This is a genomic window from Plantactinospora veratri (assembly GCF_036421995.1).
Classification (GTDB): Bacteria; Actinomycetota; Actinomycetes; order Mycobacteriales; family Micromonosporaceae; genus Plantactinospora; species Plantactinospora veratri.
On record NZ_JAZGQL010000017.1, the window covers coordinates 59,078 to 82,642 of the forward strand.

The 23,565-nt window shown below is 67.7% G+C and carries 10 protein-coding genes; 4 read left to right on the forward strand and 6 right to left on the reverse strand.

The features are described from left to right. Positions 1-23 precede the first annotated feature (23 nt). The 4 genes from V1634_RS22140 to V1634_RS22155 are packed head-to-tail and all read left to right on the forward strand — an operon-like array spanning position 24 to position 17,540. Complete coding sequence (locus V1634_RS22140) at positions 24-3,017, forward strand: DEAD/DEAH box helicase (RefSeq protein WP_331209791.1); 2,994 nt, start codon at positions 24-26, stop codon at positions 3,015-3,017. Further along, positions 3,014-8,533 (forward strand): class I SAM-dependent DNA methyltransferase, encoded by a 5,520-nt coding sequence (locus V1634_RS22145; RefSeq protein WP_331209792.1) that lies wholly within the window; start codon positions 3,014-3,016, stop codon positions 8,531-8,533. Before V1634_RS22140 ends, V1634_RS22145 begins: the two co-directional genes overlap by 4 nt. After that, complete coding sequence (locus tag V1634_RS22150; RefSeq protein ID WP_331209793.1) at positions 8,530-15,258, forward strand: DEAD/DEAH box helicase; 6,729 nt, start codon at positions 8,530-8,532, stop codon at positions 15,256-15,258. Before V1634_RS22145 ends, V1634_RS22150 begins: the two co-directional genes overlap by 4 nt. Next, positions 15,255-17,540, forward strand: a complete 2,286-nt coding sequence (locus V1634_RS22155) for a UvrD-helicase domain-containing protein (RefSeq protein ID WP_331209794.1) — start codon at positions 15,255-15,257, stop codon at positions 17,538-17,540. Before V1634_RS22150 ends, V1634_RS22155 begins: the two co-directional genes overlap by 4 nt. A gap of 228 nt (positions 17,541-17,768) precedes the next feature. Here the strand turns inward: V1634_RS22155 and V1634_RS22160 are convergent, their stop codons facing one another. From V1634_RS22160 to V1634_RS22185, 6 genes are all read right to left on the reverse strand, one after another. After that, positions 17,769-17,972, reverse strand: coding sequence for a transposase (locus tag V1634_RS22160; RefSeq protein WP_331209795.1), 204 nt, complete (start codon positions 17,970-17,972; stop codon positions 17,769-17,771). Further along, on the reverse strand, positions 17,969-18,097 hold the full coding sequence (locus V1634_RS22165) for a hypothetical protein (RefSeq protein WP_331209796.1): 129 nt from the start codon (positions 18,095-18,097) through the stop codon (positions 17,969-17,971). The genes V1634_RS22160 and V1634_RS22165 overlap by 4 nt, the downstream gene beginning before the upstream one ends. 538 nt (positions 18,098-18,635) lie before the next feature. Beyond that, entirely contained in the window at positions 18,636-20,108 is a 1,473-nt protein-coding gene (locus tag V1634_RS22170; RefSeq protein ID WP_331209797.1) for a tyrosine-type recombinase/integrase, read from the reverse strand. Continuing rightward, entirely contained in the window at positions 20,105-20,533 is a 429-nt protein-coding gene (locus V1634_RS22175) for a helix-turn-helix transcriptional regulator (protein WP_331209798.1), read from the reverse strand. Before V1634_RS22175 ends, V1634_RS22170 begins: the two co-directional genes overlap by 4 nt. Beyond that, positions 20,508-21,440 carry a DUF2637 domain-containing protein gene (locus V1634_RS22180; RefSeq protein WP_331209799.1) on the reverse strand — a complete coding sequence of 311 codons (933 nt, stop codon included), beginning with the start codon at positions 21,438-21,440 and terminating at the stop codon, positions 20,508-20,510. Before V1634_RS22180 ends, V1634_RS22175 begins: the two co-directional genes overlap by 26 nt. Before the next feature lie 393 nt (positions 21,441-21,833). After that, positions 21,834-22,721, reverse strand: a complete 888-nt coding sequence (locus V1634_RS22185) for a replication-relaxation family protein (RefSeq protein ID WP_331209800.1) — start codon at positions 22,719-22,721, stop codon at positions 21,834-21,836. Between the last annotated feature and the right edge of the window lie 844 nt (positions 22,722-23,565).

Here is a 23,565-nt window from a genome sequence, read left to right on the forward strand (position 1 = left end):
ACGAGACGAGGGGCGGAGCGCGGGTGAGCGTCGAGGCCGAGGCCACGGTTGACGAGGAGCGCGTGCCGGCGGGTTACCCACCGGGTTCCCAGGTTCTAGTACGAGACGAGCAGTGGCTGGTACGCAAGTGCGCCTACACCGCCCGAGACTCGTGGATGATCGAGGTCACGGGCGTCTCGTCGTTCGTACGCGGCGTGGAGGCCGTCTTCTACGACCGTCTCGACGACATCCGGATACTCGATCCGCGCGACACCAAGCTGATCGCGGATGACTCGCCGAACCACCGGCGGGGACGACTGTTCCTGGAGGCGGTGTTCCGCAAGACCGCCCTGCCGCAGACCGAGCGCGGGCTGGCGCTGGCGGGCGGCTTCTTGATGAACCGGCAGACGCACCAGCTACGGCCGGCCGAGCTGGCGCTGTCGATGAAGAATCCGCAGCCGCGGATTCTGATCGCGGATGTGGTGGGGCTGGGCAAGACGCTGGAGATCGGCATTCTGCTGGCCGAGTTGATCCGGCGCGGACGTGGTGAGCGGATCCTGGTGGTCACTCCACAGCACGTCCTAGAGCAGTTCCAGCGGGAGCTGTGGACCCGGTTTGCCATCCCGCTGGTCCGGCTGGACTCGACCGGCATCCAGCGGCTGCAACGGGAGATCCCGGCCGGGCGTAACCCCTTCGCCTACTTCAAGCGGGCGATCATCTCGGTCGACACGTTGAAGAGCGACGTCTACGCCCATCACCTGGAGCGGACCGACTGGGATGCCGTGGTTATCGACGAGTCGCACAACCTGCTGAATCGCGGTACGCAGAACAACCAGCTCGCACGGCTGCTCGCGGCCAGAACCGACGCGCTGGTGCTCGCCTCGGCCACCCCGCACAACGGTAAGCCGGAGTCGTTCGCCGAACTCATCCGCATGCTGGACGAGGCGGCGATCGCCAACCCGGCCAAGTACGACGTCGCCGATCTGGAGCATCTCTACATTCGGCGGACGAAGACCTCGCCGGAGGTGCGGGACAGTCTCACCGGCGCCTGGGCGGAGCGTGGCCCCTCGCTGTCGATTTCCGCGCCCGCCCGCGACACCGAGACCGCAGTCTTCGCCGAGCTGATCGAGCGGTGGATCCCCGCTGATGGCGGCCCGTCGGTCAGCACGTCACCCCTCGTGCCTTACCAGTTGTTGAAGTCGTTCCTCTCCTCGCACCTGGCGCTGCTGGCCACCATCGAGACCCGGCTGAAGACCCTCGGCGCCTCGCCCACCGAGGAGTCCGGCAGGCATTCCACCAACCGTTCCACGGACCGACGCGCCACCGACGAGGCCCGGCGCACCGAACATGCCGCGCTGATCACCCTCCGGAAACTCGTAGCGGCGATCGCAGACCAGGACTCGGCGAAGCTCGCCGCGCTGGTGGACTACCTCAGGAAGCTCGGGGTCGGCCCCGGCTCGGAGACCCGGGTCGTGATCTTCTCGGAGCGGATCCCGACGCTGACCTGGCTAGCCAAGACCGTGCCCGCCGCCCTTGGCTTCGCTCGCGGCGCGACGGTGGATGAGCGGAAGCCGTGGCTGGCCTTCGTCGGCGCCGCGCAAGTGATGCATCGCGAGGCCACCTCCGACGAGGAGCAGCAGCGGATCGTGGAGCGGTTCGGCCTTCGCGACGATCCGGTACGGCTGCTGTTCACCGGCGACATCGCCTCCGAGGGCGTCAACCTCCACCAGCAGTGCCACCATCTCATCCACTACGACCTGCCGTGGTCGCTGATCCGCATCGAGCAGCGCAACGGCCGGATCGACCGGTACGGGCAGCGGCACTCCCCGCAGATCCGCGCCCTCGTACTCACCTGTGACCTGCCCTGGCGTACCGACCCGGAAACCGGGCGGGCTCGTACCCTAGACGACCGTCTGGTCGGCGAGAGGCTGCTGGCGCGGGAGGAGCAGGCACACAAGATCGACGGATCGGCGGAGGCGCTAACCGGCCTGTTCCGAGCACGGGAAGAAGAGGATCGCCTGATCAAGGACCTGGCTGCGGGTCGGACCGTCGAGCAGTCGATCGCCACGTCGCGGCAGAGCAACACCGCGTTCCTCGCCCAGCTCGTCAGCCAGGTCGGTGCCGTTCCCGAGCGATCCGAGGTACGGCAAGCGGAGGTCCTGACGCTCTTCACCTCGACGGGTGAGTACTTCGAGGAGGGTCTGCGACAGATCTGCCGGCCCAATCCCGAGGACCAACTCTCGCTCTACCGCGACGACAACGGGACCATCGCCTTCGAGCCGCCACCGGACCTGCTCCACCGGCTACGGTCGTTGCCCCAGTCGTACCTGAAAGAGCAGCGGATCCTGCCGGGGCCGGATCACCCCGGACGGCTGCGGATCACCTTTTCCAAGCAGCTCGCCGACGCGCGGCTGACGGCAGCGCGGGAAAGCTCCGACTCGCAGTGGCCGACCGTCTCCTACGTGACCGATGTGCACCCGGTGCTGGACTGGCTGACCGACAAGGTGCTCGTGGAGATCGGCCGTCACGAGGCGCCGGTGCTCGCTGCCGACGTACCCGAGCCGGTGTTTCTCGTGCAGGGCATCGCATCGAACAAGCTGGGCCGGCCCACCATCGTGGAGTGGATGGCGGTCACCGGGCTGCCCTACCACCCGGCCACGACTACGCTGACCCCGGAGCTACTCGGCCGCTACGGTCTCGGGCCCCGGATGCCGGCCCGCGCCGTTCCGCGCGACCTGGAAGGGCTGAAAAGGCTGGTGCCGGCCACCATCGACGAGGCACGCCGGTACTTCAGCACGGTCGACGGCGCCTACCGCAGCGACATCGAACAGACGCTGGAGCCGTACCGGAGACGGGTCAACCGTTGGCACCAGGAAGCCCTGTTCGCCGGTCCGTCAGCCGGTCGACGGCAGGTCGACTCGACCGCCGAGCGGCTGCGGCAGTTGGTGGCATCGCTCGAGTCCGTGGGCTCGCCGATGATGCGACTGCTGGCCGTTCTGGAACCGTTCACCGAGCGCACGGGGGCACGAGGGCAATGAGCGCGGTCTACGACTCGTTCACCAACCGCGGTGAGTACTTTTCGGCGCACTACGTTGCCGAGGACCTAAGCACCGACCTCAAGAAGGGCATCTTCGCCAGCTGGGCGACCCGGGAGACGGACAAGAACGATCCCCGCAAAACCCCGCGCGAGATGGTTCGGTCCCTGCGCGGCGTCTACCTCGGCGAGGACGGACGCCGGATCTTCGCCGCAGCGGCGGAGTCCGACGGCGACGGGCCGACCCGGCTGGCCACCTACGACAATCCGGAATGGTGCAAGCGGCTCACCGACTGGCACCAGGAGGTCCTTCGGGCACTCGGCTACCAGGCGGCACCGGCCGAGATCACCGTGCACCGCGCCGGCCGCGAGCACACGCTGACGGTCGCCTTCCACGGTGACGGCATCCTCGCCCTTGATTGCGGCTGGACCGCCGCCAACGACGCCGCCCTCGACCCCGCCGGCGCCGGTCGATTGGTACACCCGCTGCGGATCAGCGGCTCCGAACGGTACGAAACCGGCAGCGCTTTGGCCTTGTGGCTGTTCCAGAGCGAGATCGGCGGGCCGGGCGGCTCCCACCCACGCTTCATCCTGCTGCTGCACGGCGGCGTGATCATCCTCGCCGACCGGCATGCCTGGGCCGAGGGCCGCTACCTCGTCGCCAACCTCGACGCCGCCCTGGAACGCTACGACCGGTCCCAGACCGGCGAGCTGGCCACCATCGCCGCCCTGTTCAGCTACGACATGCTGCGCCCCGGTGACAACGACCGGGCACCGAAACTCGATGAGCTACTGAAGAAGTCCAGCGCCAACGCCGTCGGCGTCGACAAGGACCTGCGTCACGGGCTGCAACGTTCCGTCGAGATCATCGCCAACGAGGTGCTGCACCGGATGGCGGAGCACCGCAACAACGTCCGCCCCGCCGATATCGAGAGCCCGCAGATCCCGTTCGCCCGCGAACTCACCCGAGAATGCCTGCGCTACCTCTACCGCATCCTCTTCCTGCTGTACGCGGAGGCCCGCCCCGAGCTGGGCATTCTGCCCGCCGACGACGGCAGCTACGAGAGCGGTTACTCGATGGCCCGGCTGCGCGAGCTGGTCGCACGGGACGAAACGCTGGTCGAGGAGGAGGCGAAGAACGGCTTCCATCTCTACTTCTCACTCGACCTGCTGTTCAACAAGGTCAACTATGGGCACCGGATCTACGGCACGGAACCCGACGATGACCAGCCCGGCGATGACGAACAGACCCGCAAGGAGAAGGCGGCCCGGCGCAGCGAAGACCACGGCCTGCGGTTCGAGGCCCTGCGCAGCGAACTCTTCGACCCCAAGGCCATCCGCCTGATCGGCACCGGGGTCCTCGACCCACACGCCGACGACGACAACCCGCGCTGGCTCGATCTGCGGTTGCGCAACGTCGCCCTGCATGAGGTGCTGCGCCTGCTCACCATGAAGAAGGGCAAGCGCGGCCAGCGCGGCGGATTCGTCTCCTACCGCAACCTCGGGATCAACCAGCTCGGTGCCGTGTACGAGGGCCTGATGTCGTACACCGGCATCATCGCCGACGGGGAACTGTGCGAGGTCGCCCGTGGCGGTGACCCCGAGCAGGGATCGTGGCTCATCCCGGCCCACCGCCAGCAGGAGTACCCCGACGACACCTTGGTGCGCCACGGCGAGGAGGACGCCCGGCACGGCCTGCGCGGCGTCAAGAAATACCTCAAAGGCTCCTTCGTCTACCGGCTTGCCGGGCGAGACCGTGAGACCTCCGCCTCCTACTACACCCCTGAGTCGCTGACCAAGGTCACGGTCGAGCTGGCCCTCAAGGAGCGCCTCGACCAGGAGCGCGACGCCGACGGCAACGTGATCGAGACCCGGGCGGCTGAGCTGCTCTCGTACAAGATCTGCGAACCGGCGCTCGGATCCGGCGCGTTCCTCAACGAGGCGATCAACCAGGTTGCCGAGGAGTACCTGCGCCGCCGTCAGGACGAGCGGAAACACTCGATCCCGTCTGGGGACGTGCTGACTGAGAAGCAGCGGGTCAAGGCGTACATCGCCCTACACAACGCGTACGGCGTCGACCTCAACGCCACCGGCGTCGAGCTGGCCGAGGTGTCGCTGTGGCTCAACACCATGCACCCCGGCATGCGCGCCCCGTGGTTCGGCCTGCACCTGCGCCGTGGAAACTCGCTCATCGGCGCCCACCGCGCCGTGTTCTCCGCCGACGACATCTGCTCGCCAGCGAAGGAGTGGCTGAAGGCCAAGGGCGCGCTCGCCCCGACGCCACTGCCGATGCGAGGCGAGGACGGCCGACCGCAGCGGCTTCCGACGGACGCCGTGCACCAGTTCCTGCTGCCCGCACCCGGGTGGGGAGCGGTGGCCAGCTCCACCGAGGCGAGGCAGCTCACCACGGTGCAGACGACGAAGCTGGCGGCCTGGAAGCGTGGCATCCTCCACCGGCCTGCGCGCAACACCGGGTACCTGAACGCGGACGGAACGCCCAAGCTGCACCCGCGCACCAGGCAACCGAAGCCGGAGCAAGCTTCCCAGTTCACCCGGCTGCGCGACGCCGCCCGGCGCGCTGAGTTCCTCTGGTCGATGGTCGTCAAGCGGATGGAGATCTCGGAACGGGAGATCGCCCGCCGGATCCCGGTCTGGGGAGCCGACCCGAGCGACCCTGAGTTCAGCTTCCTCAGCTCGCCACAGCACGCTGCGCCAAAGGAAAATGTGCTGCAGGACCTCTTCGAAGCCGTCGACACGCCGTACTGGCGGCTCAAGATGGTGATGGACACCTGGTGCGCCCTCTGGTTCTGGCCCGCCGACCAGGTCGGCTTGCTCGACGGCACCGACGACGAGTACGGTGCGCCGGATCCCGCTGCCCGGGCCAGTCTCGCGGATCTGGTCGGCGTGGTGACCCCGGGCGATGCGCCCGAGATACCGGCGCCCAGTGATGGCCCAGGCGGAGACGCGAACCAGGCGTCCAACGCGCCGGTGATCCCGTCGCAGAGACGGCTGAGCTTCCAGCAGTCTTTCTTCCCCGTTGACGGAGAGCAGACGACCCTCGACGAACTCGGCTGGGGTACGGTTGACCCGCAGCCGCCCGCACCAAAGCCCCGAGCGGAGGCGGCGAAGAAGCCCGCGAAGCCCCAGGTTGTGCCGCGGCGCCGGGTCATCCCGCTCAAAAACCTCGACGACTGGATCGACTTCCTCGAAGCGATGCTTGGTACTGCCGCGATCCCGCAGGACACCCTGCTCAATGCGTACGACACCCTCGACGAGCTGAAGAAGTTCGAGGAGTCGCTGCCGGCCTTCATGGGCATGGACAGCAGCCCGCCGGAGATCCGCTTTCCGTGGCTGCGGGTGGTCCGGGACATCGCCGATCGACAGGGCTTCCTGCACTGGGAGCTGGAGTTCGCGCTGATCTTCGCCGAGCAGGGCGGCTTCGACCTGCAGGTCGGCAACCCGCCGTGGGTCCGGCCCCGCTGGGACGCCGACGCCGTGCTGGCCGAACACGAGCCGTGGTTCAAGCTGGCCGACCGGCCGTCCGAGACCGAGAAGGAACGACGCCGCCGGGACCTCCTCGCAAAGCCATCAGTGAAGGGTTACGTACTCGGCGAGCTGACCAACAACTCCGCGACGGCCGCCCTGCTGGGTTCGCCACAGGTCTACCCACTGCTGGCCGGCACTCAGCCGGATCTCTACCGGGCCTTCATGTGCCAGGTGTGGGCGCACGCGTCCGCACGAGGAGCCGTCGGGTTGCTGCACCCCGACACTCACTTCGCCGGCGAGAAGGAGGGACCGCTACGGGAGGCCGCCTATCGGCGGCTCCGCGTCCACGGTGACTTCGTCAACTCCGGCCAGCGGTTCTTCCCAGAGCCGGTGGGCCACGCCACCCATTTCGGCGTCCATATTTACGGTCGCGCTCAGGAGATCCGCTTCAATCACCTGTCATGGCTGGTATCAGCGAACGCGCTGCGACTGTCTCGCGACCACGACGGCTCCGGGGAGGTTCCGGGCATCCGATACCAGAACCGCGAGTTCGACGAACGCCCGCACCGGACCCGCGTCGTCACCGTCGACGAGGATGTCCTGGCCGTCTGGCGACGGCTCCTCGACGAGGAGGAGCGGCCACTGGCGCAGGCGCGCCTGCTGTTCCCGGTCAGCACTGCAGAGGCCGCCGCGATCGAGGCGCTCGCCAACTACCCACTCCGGCTCGGCTCTCTCAACCCACAGATTTCCCGTGGTCTTGATGAGGCTGGGGGGAAGAAGGCAAACCTGATCGACTTTAACCGGGTCGATCCCGAGACCGGACGTGAGCATCAACCGGCAAGGTGGGACGAGAACATCCTCAAGGGCATCCAACTGGGCGCCGCCACGCCGGTGTTCAAGCGGCACGATGCGAACAGCAATGACCCCTACGGCATCGACCTGGTCAGTCTGCCGCCCGACTTCATTCCGGATACCGAATACGTGACGAGCCACGGACGTGAAGCCGCGTACCAGCAGGCACATGATCGATGGATCGACCACGTCGAGCTGGCCCGGCTCCGAGCAGATTCCAGGGCCGTCGCCGACGCGCGGGCTCTGATCGCAGAAATTGAGGGCATACCCGAGTCGGACGTCAACCCAGAGAAAACCGACGCGGTACTGGTGGAGCAGTCCCGTCGACCATATATCCAGTTCTATCGACTGGCGTGGCGGAAGATGATCTCCCCTAACAGCGAGCGCAGTCTGTATAACGCGATCATTCCTCCGGGGCCATCTCATATCGACGGCCTGCGTAGCGCCTGGGTGACGGACAACCGCACAACCGCCCTACTTACGGGAATGTGGTCGTCCATTCCCATCGACTACCTGTTGCGGGCCACAGGCACGACGAATCTCGACGTGGGCCGTGCGGGGGCCCTCCCGGCTCCGACGGCAAGTCATCCGCTCGCCTCGGCTCTGATGATCCGAACTTTGCGGCTGAACTGCCTTACCTCGGCGTACGCCGATCTCTGGGCCGAACTGTACGACCCGCGCTGGCGTGAGATCGAGGCGTGGGCGTGTGAGTGGCCGGGGCTGCCACCACTGGCCGATGTCGGGCCGGAGTGGACTCCTGAGACACCGTTGCGGACCGAACGGTCTCGGCGCTCAGCGCTTGTGGAGATCGACGCGCTAGTGGCGGTCTGGCTGGGCATGAGCGTCGACGCGCTGATCGCCGCCTACCGTGGCCGCTTCCCCGTACTGCAGAAGTACGAGGCGGTGACCTGGTTCGACGCGGACGGCTGGAAGCTCGCCGGCAACGCCCGGACGATCGGCCAGCGGCAGACCAAGGAAACCTGGGCGCAGTTCGAGGCGTACCTGAAGGACGAGTGCAAGCCGAAGACGGTGCCGCCGCCGGAGGGCTACACTCCCCCGTTCCACGAGGCCAAACGGGAAGACGAGATGCGGGCAGCGCACGCCGTGTTCCAAGCTCGACTAGAGGCGGCGATTGCCCGTAATGAATGGGATCCGGTGACGCGGAAGGCGGCGACCGCGTGAGGCCGACCTTGGAGGCACGCGGGCTCAAGGAGAGCCTGCTCCAATACCTCTCGACCACCTACGCGCTGGCTGACGAGGGTGCCCGGGAGGCGCTGCACCGGTTCCTCGGTGACGAGACGTCGGGTATGTTCCGCGGACCGTTCCTGCGGATCCGGACTCCGTTTACCCTGGCAGACTCCGGCTGGAAACGGCACCTGGAGTGGCGGCGAGAGGGCTGGACCCCCTACGCGCATCAGGCGCGGGCGTTCGCCCGCCTTACCTCTGTCAACGGGCACAGGCCGCAACCGACGCTGGTCACCACTGGCACCGGTTCGGGCAAGACCGAGTCGTTCCTGTACCCAGTGCTGGACCACTGCCGCCGGGAGCGGAGGGCTGGTCAGCCCGGCGTAAAAGCGGTCTTCCTGTATCCCATGAACGCGCTCGCCAGCGATCAGGCGCAGCGGATCAACGAGCTGTTGCTCGGGCACCGCAACGACCTCGGTGATGTGACGGCCGGCCTCTATATCGGCGACCGGGCCGCCATCCAGTACGAGCGGGTCTACACGCGGCGCTCTGACATGCAACTGACCCCGCCGGACATCCTGATCACCAACTACAAGATGCTGGACCTGCTGCTCCAGCGGATCGACGACGCACCGCTGTGGCAGGACACGGACATCCGTTATGTAGTGGTCGACGAGTTCCACTCCTACGACGGAGCGCAGGGCACGGACGTCGCGATGCTGCTGCGCCGGCTCGCCTCGGTGGTCGGCGCCAGTAAGGAGGGCCGTCCCCTCGGCAACATCTGCCCGGTGGCAACCTCGGCAACGCTAGCCGCCACCACCGACGAGGGCGGCACGGCGAACCTGCTGAAGGTGGCGACCGCGGTGTTCGGCACCGAGTTCACCGCTGAGACGATCGTGGGCGAGGACCGGCTCTCCGTCGACGAGTTCATCCCGCTCGACACGATCGAGCCGTGGCCGACACCGACACCGGATGAGTTGCTGGCACTGCCCGATCCGACCACCGGAGACGAGGCGATGCTGCTGCTGGCGCAGGCAGTCACCGAGGTCGAGGATCTTGATCCCTTTGAGCTTGGCAGGCGGCTGAAGCAGCACCTGTTCACCAAGGCGATTCTGGTCGCGCTCAGTGGGGAGGTGAAGACCGGCGCCGAGGTGCTCCGGCTGATGTGGCGGGCGGGCGCACAGAGCTGGTCAGCGGCGATCACGCGGCAACCGGAGAAGGCTGCGGAGGCGCTCGCCCGGTTCGTGGCGCTGCTGTCGTATGCGCGCGACCCCGACTCCAGGCCCGGTGAGACACGACCACTGGTACACGTCGAGGTGCACCAGTGGGCCAGGGCGGTTACCCGGCTGCTGCGGGGTGTGCTGCCGTGGCCGAAAGCGGAGTTCCGCTGGGACATCGCCGGCACCCGGGACACGAGCGTCGGTGCGGTGACGGTGCCGGTAACCACGGCCACGGCTGGTCAGATGGCGAATCTGTTCCTTCCAGCGGTCTACTGCCGGGATTGTGGCCGCTCTGGTTGGGCCGTTTTCTCGCCGGAGAGCGACGACTGGGACGTGCAGTTCGACAGTTACAAGATCCGCCGGGCGTCGGCGGGTCAGGACAAGGTGCGGGTCCGCTATCTGATCGCCGCGACCGACAAGGAGGCGGCCGAGGGCGCCGGCCGGAACACGCTCCCCGGAGTCGGACGCCGCCTCGGCAATGGCTCATCGGCGGCGCAAGGCCCTGGCGGCACGCTGATGGTGCTGGACGCCGTGCGGCAGCGGCTACGGCTGCCGGACCCGGCGAGCGACTACGGACCGGAGGGCCAGCCGGCGCTGACCGCGCGAGACTCGGCGTTCATCCTGGTGAACGTCGGATCGACGGCGAACACTGCGGCAGCGGAGGACTGGTGCCCGGCGTGCGGCGAGCGTAACGCCATCCGGTTCCTGGGCACCGGTGCGGCGGCGCTGGCCGCAGCGGCGATCACCCAGCTGTTCAGGGCGGGCGAGCTGGATAAGGAGCTGTACGAGGACAAGACGCTGATGTTCAACGCCTCGGTCCAGGATGCGGCGCATCGGGCCGGGTTCGTCGCGAACCGGTCGTACACGTTCTCGCTGCGGGCGCTACTCGCCGCGCACCTGCGGCAGGAGTCCGGGACGGCGCTCAACGACCTGATCGCCGACGTGGTGGCAGCAACCACCGATCCGGAGACCTTGGCGGCGGTGGTGCCCCCGGATCTGCATGGGCTGCGTGGGGTGGACCGGGTGTTGTCCGGCCGGGGGCGCGGCGGGGATCTGGCGACCTGGAAGCTCATCGGGCAGCGGCTGGCTTTCGAGACGCTGATGGAGTTCGGGTTCCGTTCCCGTAACGGGCGGACGCTGGAGCTGACCCGCACCGCGGCGGCCCACGTGCGCATTCCAGATCCGGCTGCGGCGGTGGCGCTGATCCGGGACATCCACCTGGACCTAGGCCGTGACGACCTGCCGATCATGGAGGCCGACGAGGTCGCGTACCTGGGATTTCTGCGGGTCTTCCTCGAGCGGTTGCGCAGCCGTGGCGCGGTCGCCCACAAGTGGCTGAGCGAGTACATCGGCGAGTCCGGGACGAGCCGGTATTTCATCTGGGGGCAGCGCCAGCTGGGGATGCGGGCGTTTCCGAACCGCGTCGCAGCACCGAAGTTCCTGCTGCAGCGTCCGAAGATCGGCAGTGACTTCGACGTCGCCGCCGGTCGCCTCTCCTGGCACGAGCGGTGGGCGGGCCGCCGGCTGCGGTTGCCACGAGAGGTTGCCCCGGAGTTCTGGAGCCGGCTGCTGCCCGAGCTGACGACGATCGGTCTGCTGTCGGTCCGTACCCCGAACGACACCTCCGCCCGCGTCTACGGGCTCCAGCCAGGAAACATCGAGGCGCTGCTGCTGGACGACGGGCAGGTGCGGGAGGCGTTCGTGCGCTGCCCGGTCTGCTTCTGGGAGCAAACGGTGCACCCGTCGCTGCTGGAGCAGTGGCATGGTCAGCCGTGCCCGGCGTACCGATGCCAGAGCGGCCGGCTGGTAACCGGTAATCGGCCGGACGAGCTAGGCCGGCACCAGCGGGATCGTGACTACACGCAGGACTACTACCGGCGGCTTTACCGGCGGGCGGGCACGTATCAGGTGGTGACGGCCGAGCACACCGGGATGCTTACTCGGCCGCAGCGGGAGCGGGTGGAGCAGGCGTTCAAGCGGGGTCGGAAGCCCGACGAGCACGGCGTGGTGGAGTTCAAGAACCCGAACGTGCTGTCTTGTACGCCGACGCTGGAGATGGGCATCGACATTGGCGACCTGTCGGCGGTGGTGCTCGCCGCGCTGCCGCGCCGACCGGCCAGCTACGCGCAGCAGACCGGGCGCGCCGGTCGGCGCACCGGCAATGCCTTCCTGCTGACCATTCCCGATCGGTCGCGGCGTGACCTCTACTTCCTGGACCGGCCCACGGAGCTCATCGCCGGAACGATCGTGCCGCCGGGCTGCTACCTGTCCGCGGTGGAGATCCTGCGTCGGCAGTACCTCGCACACCTGCTCGACCTCGCGGCCGCCGGCCGGCTGCGGCGATCCGACGGGGTGGTGCTGCGGCCCCTGCCGGACCGGGCGCCCGCGCTCTTCGGCCCGTCCGGCTACCTGGTCGACTTGATCGAGGCGGTGATGGCGCAGGGAACCGAGCTGGTCGAGGGATTCCTCAAGCTGTTCCCCCGCGAGGACGGCTCCGATGTACTGCCGCGCGGGATGAGCGACGACGCGCGAGCCGATCTGGTGGCGTACGCGACGCACGGCCTGCGGGCCGCGCTGGAGGAAGCCGACCGGGAGTGGCGGCGCCGGTACGAGGCACTACGGACACGGATCCGCACGATCAGCGAGGCACACGACGAGCTGCACGACTCCGACCCGGAGCAGGCGGAGCAGAAGGCCGAACTGGACGCTGAACGGCGCGGACTCGGCAAACAGCTCAGAGACCTGGGCGACACCCCGGCGCAGAACGCGCTCTGTGACCTCGGTCTGCTGCCGAACTACGCGCTGGTGGACAGCGTCACCACACTCGCCGCCACGCTGTACGGCCCGGATGGGGTCGACCAGCGAACAGGCAAAACCCGATACACGTCGACCCTTTTGCCGTACGAGCGGCCACGCCGTTACGCGCTGTCGGAGTTGGCGCCCGGGAACACGTTCTACGTCAACGGCTACCGGCACGAGATCACCGGCCTGGAAATCACGACGGCGGGACGACCCAACTGGCACAAATGGCGGGTATGCCCAGACTGTGGCTACGTCCGCACCGAGGACGCGGAACACGACCGGAGACCATGCCCACGCTGCGACAGCAGCCACATCGCCGATGACGGCTGCCTGTTCCAGGTCGTCGAACCAACAATCGTGACCTCCCGCGACCGCAGGGAGGACGCCAGAATCCGCGACGACAAGGACGAGCGCGACCGCCGCTTCTACACGATCGTCGACGCCGTCGACTTCCCGGACGACCAGATCGCCCCGGGCTCCTCATGGCGACACACGACGCAGACCTTCGGCATCGACTACTGTCGACGCGCCCTGATCCGGCGGATCAACGTCGGGCCCGCCCGCTTCGACGCGCCGCCCCGCGACGACTTCGCCGGGCACACCGTACGGATCAACGCCTTCCACGTATGCACCGGCTGCGGGGCCGCCAGCGCCGACGGACGCTCGGTGTTCGACCACGACACGGACGCGCTGACGTCGTCTCAGGCTCGTAACCTCGCGCTGAAGCATCACCGGCCGTGGTGCCCGATGCGGCGGGGCAAGTCCGACGACGCACGCGAAGAACAAGTGCTGCTCGCGCACCAACTGCAGACCGAGGCGCTGCGCATCTTGCTGCCAGCGGCAACCGCCGACGTCGATACCCGGGTGCACTCGTTTCGGGCAGCGCTTCGCATGGGCGTGGATCTGCACTTCGGCGGCGACCCGCAGCACCTGGACACCACCGTCGCTTCCATGCCCGACCTAAAAAGCGGCGAGCGCCGCTGGTTCCTCGTACTCTTCGACAGCCTCCCCGGTGGCACCGGCTACCTGGACCGGCTCACCAAGGCGGACGACTTCCGTGACGTGCTCGCCAAGGCGTACGACGTACTCCGCGAGTGCGCGTGCAAGGACGAACAACGCCGGGCATGCCATCGCTGCCTGCACCGCTACACGCCGGAGCAGCTCCAGGACGTCGTCTCCCGCGCCACCGCGCTCCGCATGATCGAGTCGCTGCTCTTTCAGGACGAGGGGTGGAAAACCGAGCCGGTCACCAGCACCCGGCAGGTCGGCCTGGACCGGCAGGTGGAATCCGACCTTGAGGCCCGATTCCTCGCCGCCCTGCGCGACTGGGTAGCGATCACCGACGACGTCTCGCTGGACGAGGACGGCCACGCCAGCGGTCACCTACGCTTCGCCAGCGGCTCCGACGTCGTCCACTGGAGGATAACCGCCCAGCAGCCGTTGCGCCGGACCAGAACCGATTTCACGTTCACTCGCGTGGACGGGCCGCACCAGACCGTCACCGTCTTTCTGGAGGGCTTCCGCTTCCACGCCAGCCGAGAACACAACCGCATCGCGGCGAACGCCCGCCAGCGCACACAGCTACGCGCCGACGGGCACCTGGTCTTCCAGGTCACCTGGGCCGACATCGATCACTTCGAGCAGCGATCGACCGCAGCCCAGCCGGTGTGGCCGCCCTACTCCGGCAACGCCCAGGACTTGGCCAAAGACGCTTATGAGCAGTACGGCGGACAGCGTGCGCAGTTGGCCGGCACGGTCTTCACCAACCCCATCAATACCCTGATCGGCTACCTCCGCGAACCGGACAACAACCGCTGGGCCCGCCGCACCGAAGCGATGGTCACTGGACTGCTCGCGACACCCGGTAGCGTTCCAGTAGCGGTGACGAACGGCAGACACGATCTTGTCCACGCGCTTCGGACGGAAATCAGCGGCCTCACCTCCGACCGGCCGCCTCAGCCACCCGCCTCGCCCAGCCCGCACGAGTCGATGCGCATTTTCCGCTCCCACGACCTCACCGGGCTACCGATCGTCATCACGCTCGACGCCACCAACTCGGACCGCCCACGCTGGTCGGCGCTCGCCGTCCTCGACGACCGTGACGCTGTCCTCGACACCGACGCCCATCACGCGCGTTGGCGTGCCTGGTTGTACTGGACGAACCTCACCCAGTTCCTCTCCTTCGCCGGCGGCGACGGGGTCCAGCTCGCCTACAGCACGGCGGCCGAATTCGACGTCAACGTGCTCGCTGTCTGCGGTGGCCTCGGCGAGCTGGACACCCTGAGCGGGGCGGCCACGACGACGCCGATCCGGCCGGACAAATCCACCGACAGCGCTCCGGCCCACCCGGGCAGCGGCCGACGCGACCCGACCTGGGATGAGGACATTTTGGAGATCCTGGAGGATGAGCCCGAGCAGGGTGGCGACCTTGGAGTCCTCGCCCGACGGCTGGCCGAACTGGGCAAGCGTGCGCCCGTGTTCGGCTACGAACTAGGCTCCGGTCGCTGGCAGGCCGACTTCGCGTGGGCCGAGTCGAGCATCAAGGTGGCCATCGTCCAACCCGCCAATGACGATGACGCGCAGCGCCGGGACGAGGCGTACGCCGCAAACGGCTGGACGCTGCGGACTGCGGTCGAATGGCTGGAGCGGTTCGACGAACTCGTGGCGCTCCTACCCGACGTGAAAGACTCCGGGGCATGACCGCCCGACTCAGCCTGCACCACAAGGCCGAGGAAGAGCTCTACAAGCTCGACCGAACGGTCAAGGGCCAGTTCTACGACTTCTGTCACCGCTTCCGGAAAAATCCAGATCTGCCCGGCCTCGACCTGAAGAAGCTCAAGGGCGACTCACGTATCCACCGCGCCAAGATCAGCCAGTCCTACCGGGCGCTGCTCCTCCCAATCGAGACGGACCAGCAGGGCATCCAACACTGGCTGATCATCGCGGTACGGCATCGTAAGGACGTCTACGACGAACTCCAAGTGGCCGTCAACCGAGTCACCGGCGAGCTGGAGTTCGTCGACCTCGCCGTCGTCGGCGACAACTCGCTCCGGCGGGCCGGCATCACCCTCACCCCTGCCGAGCCCGCCACCACCACACCGAAACCGCCGGCCCCACTCGTCGAAGAGCCGGCCGAGGAGCCGGAGCGGCCGGCTCTGCTCGCCGCGTACAGCGCCCACCAGCTCCGCGAACTCGGCGTCGCCGAGCAGCTCATCGATCTGGCGTTGACCGTCACCACCGACGCGGAGCTGGACCAGCTGCTCACCGGCGCGCCGCTGCTGTCCAAGGACGTGCTCTATGGGCTCGCCGCCGGTATGAGCATCGATTCTGTCCTCGAGGAGGTCACCCGGCCGGTCCAGCTGGGGACGGAACCGGACCCTACCGACATCGTGGCCGCCTTCGGCCGTACCCCGGTCTCGTCTATCGACGACGACGTCCAAGCTGCCCTCGACGAGGGCAGCTTCCGCAGCTGGAAGCTCTACCTTCACCCGGCCCAGGACAAGGTCGCCTACCGTGACTACACGGGGCCAGCCCGTGCTTCCGGTGGGCCCGGCACCGGAAAGACTGTCGTCGCCCTGCACCGGGTCAAGTACCTCGCCGAGCATCTCACCGGCGACGACGAACGGATCCTACTCACCACGTTTACCGCCAACCTCGCCGCCGACCTCCGGCTTCGGCTCACGTCGCTGATCGACGACCCGGAACTACACGGACGGGTCGACGTAGTGCACATCGACCAGCTAGCCGCACGGGTCATCGGCGAAAACACCGCGCAGCAGAACCGCCGGAAGCGCATCAGCGACCATGCCGCACTGGCGGAGCTGCGGCAGCTGCTTACCGAACTCGACGAGCAGCGCTGGGACGCCGAATTTCTCCTCGATGAGTGGGAGCAGGTCATCCTCGGCCAGGCGGTCCCCACCCGCAGCGCCTACTTCCAGACCCGGCGGGCCGGTCGTGGCCGGGCACTCACCCGCCCGGAACGCAGCCAGGTCTGGAAGCTGGTCGAACAGTTCACCGCCCGGCTCGACAAGCTCGGCGTCGAAACCTGGGGACAGGCCGCAGAACGAGCCGCCCGATTCGAGATGGATCGGGCGGTAGCAGTCGACGCTCGACGAGCCTCGGCCGATCCGGGCGGCGACAGCTCCGGCTCCCGCCCCGCCACCTACCGGTACCGGCACATCGTCGTTGACGAGGCCCAAGACCTACGCGCCGCCCACTGGAAGATGCTCCGCGCCATGGTCGCGCCCCAACGCAATGACCTCTTCATCGCCGGCGACACGCATCAGCGGATCTACGACCATCAGGTCTCTCTCGGTGCCCTCGGCATCAACATCCGCGGCCGGTCCACCCGGCTCACGCTCAGCTACCGAACAACCCGCCAAATCCTGCTGCACGCACTACGCATCGCCGAAGGCGACAAAACTGTCTACGACGACCTCGATGACGGCACCGACCATCTCACCGGCTACCGCTCCGTCCTGCATGGGCCCGCACCCATCCTCACGGCATACCGGAACTGGGACGAGGAGCTCGTCGGCCTAGGCACGCTGTTGAAGCACTGGATGGACGAACTTTCCACCGACCGGCACGGCGCCCTCCAAGACCCGGCTGGTCACATCGCCGTCGCCGTCGCCGACCATGGGCAACTCACCCAGGTCATGAACCACCTCACCATTCACAGCGGGCTGACCTGCGCCGAACTGACCAAGGATGGCCCCAGCGGCGATGGGGAAATCCACGTCGGGACGATGCACAGGTTCAAAGGACTTGAATACCAGCGCCTGGCAATCATCGGGTTGCGCCGGGGTGTCCTTCCACGTGCACACATCGAGCGTTACCGCCACAACGATCCCCATAGGTACGAGCACGAACAGCGAAAGGCGCGATCTCTGCTCTTCGTCGCCTCCACGCGCGCCCGGGACGTATTGGCCATCAGCTGGCATGGCTCCCCAAGCCCGCTTCTGGACGCTGCGGGCAGTTGAGTGGCGTGCGGCCTCCAGGCGAGTGGAGACTGCCTAGATTTCGACAACTCCCGACGAGTGCGAAAGATCCATTTTCGAGAGCCGGATGTACCGGAAAGCCAGGATTGACGGCCATCGTGCGGCGGCCTACTGCCGCGTCATGCATCCTTGAAACGGATGATGTATATCAGATCTTGGGTTGATCGTGAATGCGAACCGAAGTTGCACCCTCTGGTTAAGCCACCGGCTTTACTCACCGACCGCCGCATCTTGCTCGGACTGGCTGCGGTGATCGGTGCCATTGAGAGCGAAGTATCGCACGGCGGCGAACTCGGCCTCGATCCAGTTCAACCAGGACGCGTACGTGGGCAGGTGGACGAGGTCGACCTGGTTAGCAGCGCACCAGGCCCGCACCTCAGGATGCTCGTGCGGGGAGAAGTTGTCCAGGATCAAAGATGGAGCTTTTCGTCGGGCCAGCGGCGCAGGGTCTTCAGGAAGCTCAGAACCTCCCGCCAGCGTTTCCGGTCGAGGATGCGGCAATGCAGACGGCCGGTGGCCATGTCCAGTGCGGCGATCACGTGTCGGACTTCCTGGTCACGGAGGTAGGTCGCCCGCAGCCGGTCGTGCCGGCCGACAGGTCGCCCGGCACGACCGGAGCGGGTTGGAGGTTCAGCGGCCCGAACTCGTCGACGCAGACCACCTGCCCACCGGCCCGCCAATGGGCAGGCGGTCGTACAGGTCGAACAACCGGCGCTCGTTCGCCGTGAAGCCGGGGTCGGTGCTGGCTCTCCAGGTCTTGGCCTGCCCTCAGGACACACCGTGCACGTGCAGGATCCGACGGACGGTCTCGACGCTGGTCGCCTTGGGCCATGGCGGTGTCGACCAAGTGATCGCGCAGCTTTGCCAGGTACCAGCAGGGCAACGGCTGGCCGACGAACGGGGGGTTACACCGGGTGATGGCCAGATCCGACGATGAGCGATGGGTAGGGTGATGCGGCGCTGGTGCAGCAGGCGCCGGTACTTGTCATGGTCATGCCGCGATCGCTTCGCGGATGGCGGGGCCGGCGCAGTCGTGGCTGGCCCGACACTGCTGACCGTGGATGAACAGCTCGCGGATCACGCCGGCTTCGTCGCACCACGGCGTCGTGGGACGACGGCGGCGGTGGCTTCGGCTGCGGCGTGGGACAGCTCGGGTAGGACGTCGCCGTAGAACTTGGCGGTGAAGTGAGGGCTGGAGTGGCGGAGACGGTTGGAGATGACCTTCATCTGGACGCCGGCGGCGAGGCCCATGGTGGCGGCGCCGTGTCGGAGGTCGTGGAGCCGGATGGGCGGTAGCCCAGCCTGGGTGGCCAGGTGGTGGAAGTGGTCGGTGACGTTGGCGGGGTGGAGCCGGCCAGCGGTCGGGTTGGTGAACACCAGGCCGGTCTTGAGCCAGGCAGCACCGGCAGCGAGGCGTTCGCGGTGTTGCCTGGTGCGATGGGCGCGCAGCACCGCCACGGTGTCGGTGTCGAGAGCGACCGCGGCTTCGCTGTCGGTGGTCTTGGGGGTGTCGATGGCGGTGGCCCAGCCGTGTTGAACGAGTTGCCAGCGGACGGTGAGGGTGGCCGCGTCGAGGTCGAGGTCGTCCCAGTGCAGGCCGCAGGCTTCGCCCCGGCGTAGGCCGGTGAAGGTGATGAGGTGGTAGAGGCCGTAGAGCCGGTCGCCTGCGTCGTGCGTGTGGTCGAGGAATCGTCCGGTCTGTTCGGGGGTCCAGATCATGACCGGGCTGGGGATCTTGCCGGTGTCGCGCCAGGTCTTGACGCGCTGGTCGGTCCAGATGGTCGGCTTGGGTGGCCGAGCCGGGGGTAGTTCGACCAAGAGGGCGGCATTGGTGTCGATGAGCCGGTGGCGGCGCATCGCGTCGTTGAGGGCCTTACGCAGCGTGGCGTGGATGCGGTGCCGCGTCGCCGGGCCGACGATGCGCTGGCCCTTGACCTGGTCGCGCTTGGCTTGGTTTCGGCTGGCTCGGAGGGTGTCGATGGTGGTGTTGCGTTCTTCGATGGCGTCGTACATGGCGTCGATGTGGCCGGGCCGGAGCCGGTCGATGCGCAGGTGGCCGAGATATGGGATCAGGTACAGCCGGACATGGCCCTCGTACGACCGCAGGGTGCCCTTTTTGATGTTCTTACGCCCGGCGAGCCAGTCGGTCAGGTACTCCCCCACGTTCGGCAGTTCGGTCGGGGTGATGTCCAGGTGCAGCGCCCGGCGGATCTGATTCGGCGTGGGTATGGGTGCGCCGGTCTTCGCCGCGGTTTCGATGAGGTCGCCGGTCTTGACGGTGGCGTGTGGGTCGGTGGGGTCGGGGACGGCGAGCGCGGCGCGGATGCGGTCCAGAACCGCGTCGGCATCTGACTGAGTCGGGTACGGGCCGTGCCGCAGCGGCCGGCGGCTCCCGTCGGCGCGGGCGGGAATTTCGATCTGCCAGTGCCATTGGCCGTGGCCGCGGGACCAGCCACCGCCGGGCCGGCGGAGCTGGGGGCAGGAGCGCCCCAGTCGCCGGCCCGAAGTGGTGTCGCGGCAGCCGCAGCGTTTGAAGGTTGATCCCTTCACTCATCGTCTCCTGGGTGCTCGACGCGGTGCCGCCAGCGGTGATGGACGTAGTCCGCTGGCGGCCTGGTCGTTGCATCCACGCTCGCCTCGCCGATGGGATCAAGTCGCCGGTCTTCGGCGGTCGAGGCGGGGCTTTCGAGCATCAACAGCCGAAGCAGGCCGGCGACCGGGACGATGATGCGGGTGCCGGCCCGGATCAGTGGCGTGGGGAAGGTGTCGGTGGCGGCGAGCCGGTACGCCTGGGATCGACTGATCCCGAGTACCGAGGCGGCGGTGGCGAGGGTGGTAGTCACGCCCAGGGCACGAAGGCGTTCCGCGGTCCACACCTCGGCGCCAGTAGACGCGGGTCCGGCGGGGTGGATGGTGGGAGTGGTGTTTGCCGTGGCGCGGTAGGGCTGCTCAGTTGGGTTCACGTGGGTGCTCATGATCGAGATGCTCCTGATCGTCTTGGGATGTCTCGGCTTCGCCAAATCGATGGCTGTCGTCCGTCTCGGGTAGGTCGGTGGTGCCGGTCGCGCCGTCGAGTGGGCTGGTGCCCGCCGACCGCTGATCGGGTTTCAGCAGCATCGCGGCCGGTGAAGTCCGGCTGCGCTTGGACTCAGTCGCTGGTGGGGACGACTCGGCTTTGAGGGTCTTGAGGAGATCGGATACCCGGGTGTTGGAGACGGTGTGCCCGGCGGACCGGAGAGCATCGGCGAGCGCTGCGCGGGTGAGCGGCTGCCTGTCCGCGTCGAGCCGGTCCCGGACGAGTCGTGCTGCGGGCAGCAGTTCGTCCGCCTCCGGTGAGTGATGCGTGGACCACTCGCGATGCGTTGTGTTGCGGTGGCGGGTCCGTCCATCTCGTCGATGGCTGGCGCCGGACGGGCGGACGGTCCGAGCTATGGAGGGCTCCCCAACCGGTCCGGCGGGCCGGGCTGTGTCGATCGGTCCGGCGGACGACTCGACGTCTGCGGTTCGGTCCGGCTGGTGTGTCGCGGACGGGCTTGCGTTGGTCCGGGTCGCCGTGCCGGCGTAGCCGAGGGCGACCTTGACCATGACGAGGAAGCCGAGCGCCGGTACAGCTGCGGCGATCCAGCCAATCGGCGAGGGCTCAGCCTCGACGACCTGCGCCGCGAGCGACAATGCGACCGCACAGCCCAGTACGACCGCCGGGAACCTGGTCGAGACACGGGCGCGTTTGCGGCGGCGCAGCTCGAGTCCGGCTGCGATGGACATCAGTTCCAGGACGATCGCGTCCGCCCAGGCGAGCCATCCTGGTTGACCGTGTGCTGCGGCAACGTTGTGGACGTGCGTGAAGCTCGCCGCACCGGCGGCCCCGCCGATCGCGAGCATGATCAAAATCTGGACGGCTCCCTCAGCCCGGTCCGTCCGCCGGGGACCGTCCGCATCGTTCTGCGGCGTACTCGTGGCGAAGCACCTCCTCCGTCCGGACCGCAGCCGCGTTGGCACCGGCGGCTGCCGAGATGGTCCGCATCGGGACGAAGATCATGTCCGCACCTCTCAATCGGGTGATCACAGGGACGATCGCGCATAGACGCGAGTACCGCCCAGGCGAAGGCGCGGGACGATACCTCGGGAAGGGTGGTGTCGGAAGAGATCCGGATCTGTCACGGGACTGTCCGCGCTGGCAAGTCTCGCCGTGACAGGCGGGTGACAGATCCCCGCTCTTGCTGTCAGCGGAGCCGGCGAGGTATAGGCCGCCTCCTGGTGATCGGGCGGCGCTGCTCATGCCGCCTCCGACGATTCGTGTCGCAGGTCGACGACGTACGCGGCGAGGTCAACCAGCCGGTACCGCTGGCCGTCGCCGTACGCGATGGCCCAGACGGCGTCAGCCGGAGAGAGCCCCGCCGAGGCGGCGTGATCGCGGGCGCCGGTGGCGAGCGGCAGCGGCGGTGGCTCTTCGGCGAGCAGGCGCCGCAGGTTGCGTTCCCGGGCTGCGGAGTGCAGCCAGAACAGCACCGGCCATGCCCGCCTAATCGTGGCGAACAGTTCCTGGTACCCGGCCAGCTTGCCGAGCAGGACCGACAGCTGCTCGCCGCCCGAGTCGTACTCTACGAACACCGGCACCTCGGCTCCGTCCTCGGCCCACAGGCCGTATCCGTCCGGCCGTATTCGGGGTTGGTAGGCGCGCACCAGCCCTGGATCGTCCGGACTTGTGAAGGCTCCGGCTCGACCGCACGCCGACTCCGGCAACCATCGGCGCAGCTCCGCTCCGGGGTGGGTACGGGCGTAGCCGGCCAGGTCGGTGAAGAAGCCGTTGATTCCGAGCCGGTGCGCCAGGGTGCGGCTCGAGGTCCAGCGCCGCCGCTCGGCACGGGCGTGATCGCGCCGTGGTGGCCGCTCGTCGCGGGCTGCGGCGACGACCTCGGCGCCGAGCTGGTCGATGGCATAGTGGTACGGGTACGAGCCGCCGTCGGCGCGTTGGGGCCGGAACCGGGCCACGAGCCGTAGCCGGTGCAGCGTGCGCAGCCGTCGTTGGCAGAAGTCCAACGACGGGAACAGGGCGTGGGCGATCTGGAACGAGGTCAGCACCCCGTGGTCGTACAACCAGTTCAGGAGCACTTGGTCGCGGTTGGTCAGCTGGGACTGAACGCGAAGGACGGGGTCATCCACCGGATCTCACCTCCTCGTCGATCCTCATGAAGCGGGTCCCGGGGAGAGACCCGAGACCATGCAGGGTCTCTCGCAGGACAAGTAGCAGGTGCTGACAGACGCCATGACCTGCGGTGTGACCGCTGGTCGGGGGTCAGTTCGGGGGTCCGGCTGAAGACTGACCCCAACCCGGACGTCAACACGGACGCCCAAACCGAGGTCAAGCCGGAATCTGTCACCGCCAACGGCCGGAGGCCGAAACGGCGAAATGAAGAAGTGGGAGAACAACGAAACTCCTTGGTTGAAGGTCTGGACGGCGCCGACATCAGGACGCCGTCGTGAGCTCGCCGGCCGTACCCGCCGCACGGCCGGACGGAGCCGTGCGGCGGGCAGCCAGCACCCTGCCGGGCCACGCCTGGCAGGGCGGGCCGCACGGACGCGGCCAAAGGAGGTACCACTGTGGAGATGTCAACGAACACGTAGACCGGCGCACCGGCCGACATGAGCGAATTAGGGCAGCAGCAGTCGGCACGACCGCGAGCAGCGCGGTCGTGCAGACGAAGGTGGACAGCGATAGACAGGGCGGCGGGCGTTAACACCGGTAGCCGGGTTCGTCACAACCCGTGACAGGGCGCTCCTACGGCTGCTCGGCACTGCGGCGGCCGGGTAGAGCCTCGGCTAACCCGCCGGGAAGAGATCCTTCATCTTGGCCCTCCTGTAGCTCGCTCGGCACCCGGTCGATCGACCCGATCATGCGGGCCAAGAACGAAAGCAAGCGCTCCAGCAGAGCGCCCACGCATCGACCTATGTGGCCCGGCGCAGGACCGCCGCACGGGGAACGTTCATCCAGTACCTCTCGGCTTGG

What these genes read in the sequence shown, in the direction of transcription:
- V1634_RS22145 (WP_331209792.1), top strand. Translation starts at nt 3,014, where the DNA reads ATGAGCGCGGTCTACGACTCGTTCACCAACCGCGGTGAGTACTTTTCG.
- V1634_RS22155 (WP_331209794.1), top strand. Translation starts at nt 15,255, where the DNA reads ATGACCGCCCGACTCAGCCTGCACCACAAGGCCGAGGAAGAGCTCTAC.
- V1634_RS22175 (WP_331209798.1), bottom strand. Translation starts at nt 20,533, where the DNA reads ATGAGCACCCACGTGAACCCAACTGAGCAGCCCTACCGCGCCACGGCA.
- V1634_RS22180 (WP_331209799.1), bottom strand. Translation starts at nt 21,440, where the DNA reads ATGCTCGCGATCGGCGGGGCCGCCGGTGCGGCGAGCTTCACGCACGTC.